The 6,243-nt window shown below is 69.5% G+C and carries 4 protein-coding genes and 2 pseudogenes; 1 reads left to right on the top strand and 5 read right to left on the bottom strand.

All coding sequences use genetic code 11. The annotated features are described in order from the left end of the window. The 5 genes and pseudogenes from AB0H32_RS31195 to AB0H32_RS31175 all read right to left on the bottom strand — a co-directional run. A pseudogene (locus AB0H32_RS31195) lies at positions 1 to 233 on the bottom strand (hypothetical protein); the annotation flags it as partial. A 575-nt stretch (positions 234 to 808) separates the two neighbouring features. Beyond that, positions 809 to 1,174 (bottom strand): peptidoglycan-binding domain-containing protein, encoded by a 366-nt coding sequence (locus AB0H32_RS31190; protein WP_361127327.1) that lies wholly within the window; start codon positions 1,172 to 1,174, stop codon positions 809 to 811. A gap of 264 nt (positions 1,175 to 1,438) precedes the next feature. Continuing rightward, positions 1,439 to 1,591 (bottom strand): annotated as a pseudogene (locus AB0H32_RS31185) (alkaline phosphatase); the annotation flags it as partial. 202 nt (positions 1,592 to 1,793) lie between these two features. Further along, positions 1,794 to 3,044: an MFS transporter gene (locus tag AB0H32_RS31180; RefSeq protein ID WP_361127324.1), complete on the bottom strand. Its 1,251-nt coding sequence runs from the start codon at positions 3,042 to 3,044 to the stop codon at positions 1,794 to 1,796. Beyond that, complete coding sequence (locus tag AB0H32_RS31175) at positions 3,041 to 4,180, bottom strand: PLP-dependent cysteine synthase family protein (RefSeq protein ID WP_361127321.1); 1,140 nt, start codon at positions 4,178 to 4,180, stop codon at positions 3,041 to 3,043. The genes AB0H32_RS31180 and AB0H32_RS31175 overlap by 4 nt, the downstream gene beginning before the upstream one ends. Before the next feature lie 964 nt (positions 4,181 to 5,144). Between AB0H32_RS31175 and AB0H32_RS31170 the strand changes: the two genes are divergently transcribed. Beyond that, a complete protein-coding gene (locus AB0H32_RS31170) occupies positions 5,145 to 6,197 on the top strand; it encodes a cation diffusion facilitator family transporter (protein ID WP_361127318.1) in 1,053 nt (350 codons plus the stop codon). Positions 6,198 to 6,243: the final 46 nt, after the last annotated feature.

The raw sequence follows: 6,243 nt of genomic DNA, 5'->3' as shown, positions 1-6,243 counted from the left end.
ATTTCCTTTTGCAGCTTCTGCTGCTTCTCCTTGGCCCCGTTGTACTTCTCGGTGGCCTGCTCCGCCTGCTCGTAGAGCTTGTCGACCTTCGCCTTGACCTCGCCCTTGGAGAGCTTCTCGCTCGGCGCGGCATTGGCGGCGTTCGCGCTGAGCGCGACGGCAGCGGCGGCTGCGGTGGTCAGCACGGTCACACGCGTGCGGCTCGGCTGCTTGGGTCGACGGTGGGACGCCACAGGGGCGAGCTCCTTGTTCCTCCAGCCGCCTGCCAGCACGTGGGTGGGCGGTGCCCCTCCGCCGTCACTCCTTCTGAGTGATCACCTGAGCGGGGGCTGGAGCTAGACCTTAATGACTTTCCCACGATCAGATCAAACGTTTGCATGGAAAACCTTGTATGCTGTCCGCTGCCCTGCCCGTCATTCACTGTCCGGGCGCGACGGCTTGACGCTGTGTGGGGCTTGCGGGCGATCCCACGACGGATGGGGCAGTCAACCGGCCAGGGCGAGCCGCAGCGACGTGAGAAGGCGGTTTGATCAAGACCCTCGGTCCTGACGGACTCCGGGCCGGTCTTGGCGCCGAGCTACCCGGCCGGCGAAATTCTGGGTGTTCTCGGCCGCTGCATTGCACACCGGCCCCAGTGGTGACCTCCCGGGGGAGGCGCTGAGGTCTTTCAGATGCACCTCGCACCCCGGGTTGGGTTGGCGACCGGTGCCGACGGGCAAGGCAGGTGTGACCAGTTGGTCCGCCCGTGCATCGTGCGGTACCGCAGCGTGCGCTGCGCGCCTGTGCATACGAGTTGGTGATGGGCTGCTCAGGTCGGATAGGGGTCGTAACAGTCCAGGGCCGGGTGGTAGAGCACCTGCCAGGTGCGGCCCTCGATGACACCGCTCGGTGGCAGCCCGTGACAGCCCTGGATCCACTCGATCTTCTTCAGCATGACGGGGTCGAAGACCCCGTCGAGGGCGAGCTTCGGTGGCTGGCCGCCCCACACGTTACTCAGACACTGTGCCTGCTTGACCGCCGCGCCGGTGTCACCGTACGCAAGTGTGGGTCGGTACGCCGATGGCGTGTAGGAGCAGTGATCGGGAGCGGCTGCGGCGACGTGCGGCATCACCAGGCCGAGTGTTGCGGCTGCGCACAGTGCTGCGCCCAAGGTGACCCGTCTGATCTGTCTCATGCCGCACCTTCAGTTTCTGCTGATTGCTGAGGAAACCGGCGTCCGGTCGCGGAGGACATAACCATGGTCCCGCACATTTGGTAACGCCCGCGAGTCGTGGCTCGACCGCGGCGCCAGTGCCGAGTCAGGTCAATGGGCAGCCGCAGAGACGCAAGGCGTGATGACCCGTCCTGGATGCCGTGACGTCGGCCGTCGCCAAGGCTGTTACCACTCGGCGGCGGCGTCGTGCCGGCCACTGCCTCCTTGGCTGCCATGTGGTGTCTGTCGGCTGCTCTGCGGCCCCTGGGCAGCGATACGGACCTCGGTGCCGGTGTGCTCCTGTGACTGGCCGGGCGTGCTGGTCGAGTAGTTGACCTTCAGCTGCCGGCCCTCGTCGGTGACGAGCGTGGAGGACAGGCCGGGCGGGGTGGCCTCCAGCCGACTGTTCAGTCGCGGGCGAGGGTGATCTCCGAGTCGCCCATGCCGTCACCGATGAGCAGGATGACGTTGACTGACCAACGCGAGCCAGACCACCAGGTGTTGACAAGGGAGAGCTGAACGGTTGGTCGTGTCGGTGTATCCGGAACGTGACGCGCGCGGGAGACCCGGACCGGGCGAGTACGGGCCTCCCGCCCGCCCTTCACGCAGCCAGAGGCTGTGGCTGTCGCGTGGCCAGGCGCCCGGAGCGGGACAGGGCAGCGACCGAGGCCGCGCACGCCAGTCCAGTCGTGGTCAGGGCGGCCCAGGTCAGCCAGAGCGCGTTGTGCTGCCGGGCGAAGTCCCACAGTGCGCCGGTGGCGAGGTTGCCCAGGGTGATGCCCAGGCCGGAGACGGTGTTGTAGAGGCCGTAGTGGGTGGCCACAAGGCGGTCGCCGGAGAGCGCGACCACCGTGTCCATCTCGTAGGGGTAAACGACCGTGGAACCGGCCGCGAGGAGCACCACCGCCACGACCAGGCATACGAGCACCATGGCCGAAGATCCGCGCGGAGCGAGGGCGAGCGGCAGGAAGGCCAGGCCCATCGCGGCCAGCCCACGTACGAGCGCCTCGTCAGGCTCCCATCGCTTCTTGGCCCAGCCGGTCAGGCGCAGTTGGCCGATGACGGCGACCGCGGCGGAGACGACGAACAGGCCGCTGGTGACCGTCGTCCCGTTCGAGCCGAGGGCGTCTCCCGCGGCGAGGGGCAGAGCGAGATACACCTGGAAGGTCAGGACGTACGAGCCGATCATCGCCGCTGAGAAGAGCAGGAAAGGCCGGTTGGCGGCGACCGCGCGCCACTGTGCCAGTACGCCCTCACGGTTCCCGGTGGGGGAGAGGCCGTGGCGTGCGGGCAGGGCACGCCACTGCAGGACCGTGAGCACCGTGAAGATGCCGGCCGCGACTGTGCACACCAGTCGGAAGTCGGTCGCGAGCAGGGCGAGTCCGGCGAGCGGGCCGAGGAGCATGCCGGCCTGGTAGTGGACGTTGAAAGTGGCGAAGGCGTCCACGCGGCGCTCCCCGGCTTCGACGGCGAGGTAGGCACGCACGGCGGGGTTGAACAGGGCGCCGGCGAAGCCGGTCGCGGCAGAGGCGAGGATGAGCGCGGGCAGGTTGTCGACCCAGCCGAGCAGGCCGAAGCCGATGGTGCGCAGGAGACACCCCGCCATGATGGGGATCTTGTAGCCGAAGCGGTCGGCAATGGTGCCGCCGATGAGGAACATGCCCTGCTGGGAGAAGTTCCGGACGCCGAGGACGAGCCCGACGGCCCAGGCCGCGAGCCCGAGCCCGTCGGACAGATGGGCGGCGAGGTAGGGCATGAGCATGTAGAAGGCGATGTTGATGGCGAACTGGTTGGCCATCAGCAGCCGTGCGGCGGGCGGGAAGGAGCGGGTCTGCTGCCACAGGTACTTCATCGGGCGACTCCCACGAGGTGGTGGCATTCGGGGCGTGCGATCGGGTCGGTGACGCGGGTGCAGCGGGTCCAGCGGGTGACGGTGCGCTCCCGGCTGTCGGTGATCTCGTCGGGGCCGTCGGCGGGCAGGTGCCCGAGGAGGTCGTGCCGGCGGCAGTAGGTGTCGTCGAAGACGGTGCCGACGTAGCGCTGCGGTCCGTCCGGGAATACGGCGACGATCCGCTCCTCCAGGGGCTGAGTGCGGCCCAGCCAGCGGGCGACCAGTGCGACGGCGCCGACGCTCCAGCCGCCGGTTGCGTAGTGGTCGCGGGCCAGGCGACGGGCCGCCCACACGGCTTCCGGGGCGGCGACCCAGTGGACCTCGTCGAAGAGGCCGTAGGCCACGTTGCGGGGGTAGATGCTGGATCCGAGGCCGCGCATGAGCCGGGATCCCGCGGGCTGGCCGAAGATCGTGGAGCCGGTCGTGTCGACTCCGACGACCCGCAGGCGGGGGAAGAAACCGCGCAGTACGGAACCGATGCCGGCCGAGTGACCGCCGGTGCCGACGGAGACGACCAGGGTGTCGATGCGGCCCAGCTGGGCGACGAGTTCGCGCGCGAGCGGGGCGTAGGCCGCGACGTTGTCGGGGTTGTTGTACTGGTCCGGGCACCACGCGTCCGGATGGACGGCGAGGAGTGCCTCGACACGCCGACGCCGGGCCTCCTGCCAGCCGCCCTCCCGGTGCGGCGTGGTGACGAGGTCGACCTCGGCGCCGTACGCGGTGAGCAGGCCGGTCATCAGCGGTTCCATGCCGGGGTCGGTGACGACGGTGACCGGGTGGCCGTACGTTGTGCCGGCGAGGGCCAGGCCGAGGCCGAGGGTGCCGGAGGTCGACTCGATGATGCGGGCGCCCGGCAGGAGTCGGCCGCGCTCGCGGGCGGCGCGGACCATGTGCAGGGCGGTGCGGTCCTTGATGCCTCCGGGGTTGTGGCCTTCGAGCTTGGCCCAGAAGCCACGGCCGGCGGCGGTGAACGGCTCGCCGATCCATAGAACAGGTGTGTCGCCGACCAGCTCGGCGGGTGTGTGCAGTGGGTGTCCGGCGTCGGCCGGCAACTGGGCCGGAGGCGTGGACAGCGGTGTGCGGGTGGGGTGGTTCATGGCGTGCTTCTCCTGCGGACGGCGCCGCGACGGGCAGCCGGCTGTTGTGTGAGGTAGGAGGCGGAGGTGATCGGTCGCCGCGCGGCCCGCCTTGTGCGGGGCACGGCGCGAGGCCGATCAGGTCCGCCACACGCCCAGGCGGGCCCGAGTGTGTCCGGGGGAGGACGCAGTGTGCTGCGTGCGGGGCGGGGGAAGCGCCAGCGGTTGGAGGGTCCGGTGGTTGTCGGGCGGCTCGGCCGGCAGAGCAGCAGGTACGGGCGGTCCGGTCGGGCCGGGGTCGCGTGGTGGCTGGAGGGCCGGGTCGTCCAGGCCGCAGCAGTGGGCCCCGTGGTCATGCGCGGGCGTGGTCTGCCCGGCTGCCGCCTCCTGCTGTTCGTCGGCGAATTGCCGGCCACAGGTGCTGGCCGACACCTGCAACGGGACGTCGGCCCGCATGTCGGGAGCTGCTGCTGGGCCATGGGAGCAAGCGAGGACATGGAGGAGCGTGGTGAGCAACACGACGAGCACCGCCCCGGCCCCCGGCACGGAGCGGCTGCCTCGCGTGACAGACCCGGCTCGCATGAACGCAGAGGGTAATCAAATGTGTCCATGAAGTTCTTGTCGGAGACATCGGGCCTCAGCTCTGTACGAAGCAGGGAGAGCGGCCGAGTTCCTGCGCTGCCCAGCCCTCACCGGGTCGACTCGACCGGCGCCCTGGCGGGCAGCTTCCGTGCGGTGATCACTGCATCGAGTGATTCCGTCCCCCGATCGGAGTCATTGTCGTCGCAACGTCCGTTCCCTAGTGGTCGCCCGTGGGTGGCAGACTGGAAACCGACCCCATTGCCATCCAGGCGAATCGTATTTCCGCAGCTCAAGCCCTCGTTAACGGAGATGACAACGGTCACCGGTGCAGCCTTTGGAGATTGCCCCGACCTTGCGTTTCACTGCCTGCGAGGCAACCGACGCGAGGGGGAAGGCGTACGACATGGGCAATCACGATCACGACCACGGCGGGGGGCACGAGCACGGGAGTCACGGGCACGGTCACGGCGCGGGCGGGCACGCCGGACACTCCCATGGTGTGTCGGCGGACGCAGACCGCCGCTGGCTGGCCATCGCCCTCACCCTGATCACGGTGTTCATGGCGGCGGAGGTCGTCGTCGGCATCGTCGCCAGCTCCCTTGCCCTCATCTCCGATGCGGCGCACATGCTCACCGACGCCGCCTCGATCGTGCTCGCCCTCGTCGCGATGCGGCTGTCCGCCCGTCCGGCTCGCGGCGGCTTCACCTACGGACTCAAGCGCGCCGAAATCCTCTCCGCCCAGGCGAACGGTCTGACCCTGCTCCTGCTCGGAGCCTGGCTGGCGTACGAGGCGGTGCGGCGGCTGATCAGCCCGCCCCAGGTCGAGGGCGGCCTGATGCTCGCCACGGCGCTCACGGGCATCGTCGTCAACGTCGCTGCCGGCTGGTGCATCTCCAAGGCGAACCGCAGCTCCCTGAACGTCGAGGGCGCCTACCAGCACATCCTCAACGACCTGTTCGCCTTCATCGGCACCGCCATCGCCGCACTGATCGTTGTGCTCACAGGCTTCGCCCGCGCCGACGCCATCGCCACGCTCGTCGTGGTCGCCCTGATGTTCAAGGCCGGCTACGGGCTGGTCCGCGACTCCGGACGCATCTTCCTGGAAGCCGCACCGGTCGGTTACGACCCCGACGCGATCGGCGACGAACTCGCCGCACAGCGGTCCGTCGTGGAGATCCACGACCTGCACGTGTGGACCATCACCTCCGGCGAGCCCGCCCTCTCCGCCCACGTACTGGTCGAGCCGGGCGGGGACTGCCACGCCGTGCGCCGGCATCTGCAGCGACTGCTGCGCGACAAGCACGGCATCGGCCACGCCACCCTCCAGGTCGACCATCTCGGAGAGGACGCGGGTGTCGAGGACCTGCTGCAGATCACCACGCCCTCGACCGAGCCGGCAGAGCACTGCGGCGACGCCCACGGTCCGGTCCACCGCCCGGGCCCGCACGAGCACTGACGCTCCGATTTTGGCCGGCCCTGCGCGACTGCGGCATCGTCGGCGC

Source organism: Streptomyces sp. NPDC020362, from assembly GCF_040642095.1.
Lineage (GTDB): Bacteria > Actinomycetota > Actinomycetes > Streptomycetales > Streptomycetaceae > Streptomyces.
This window is presented reverse-complemented; position numbering and strand designations above follow the sequence as displayed.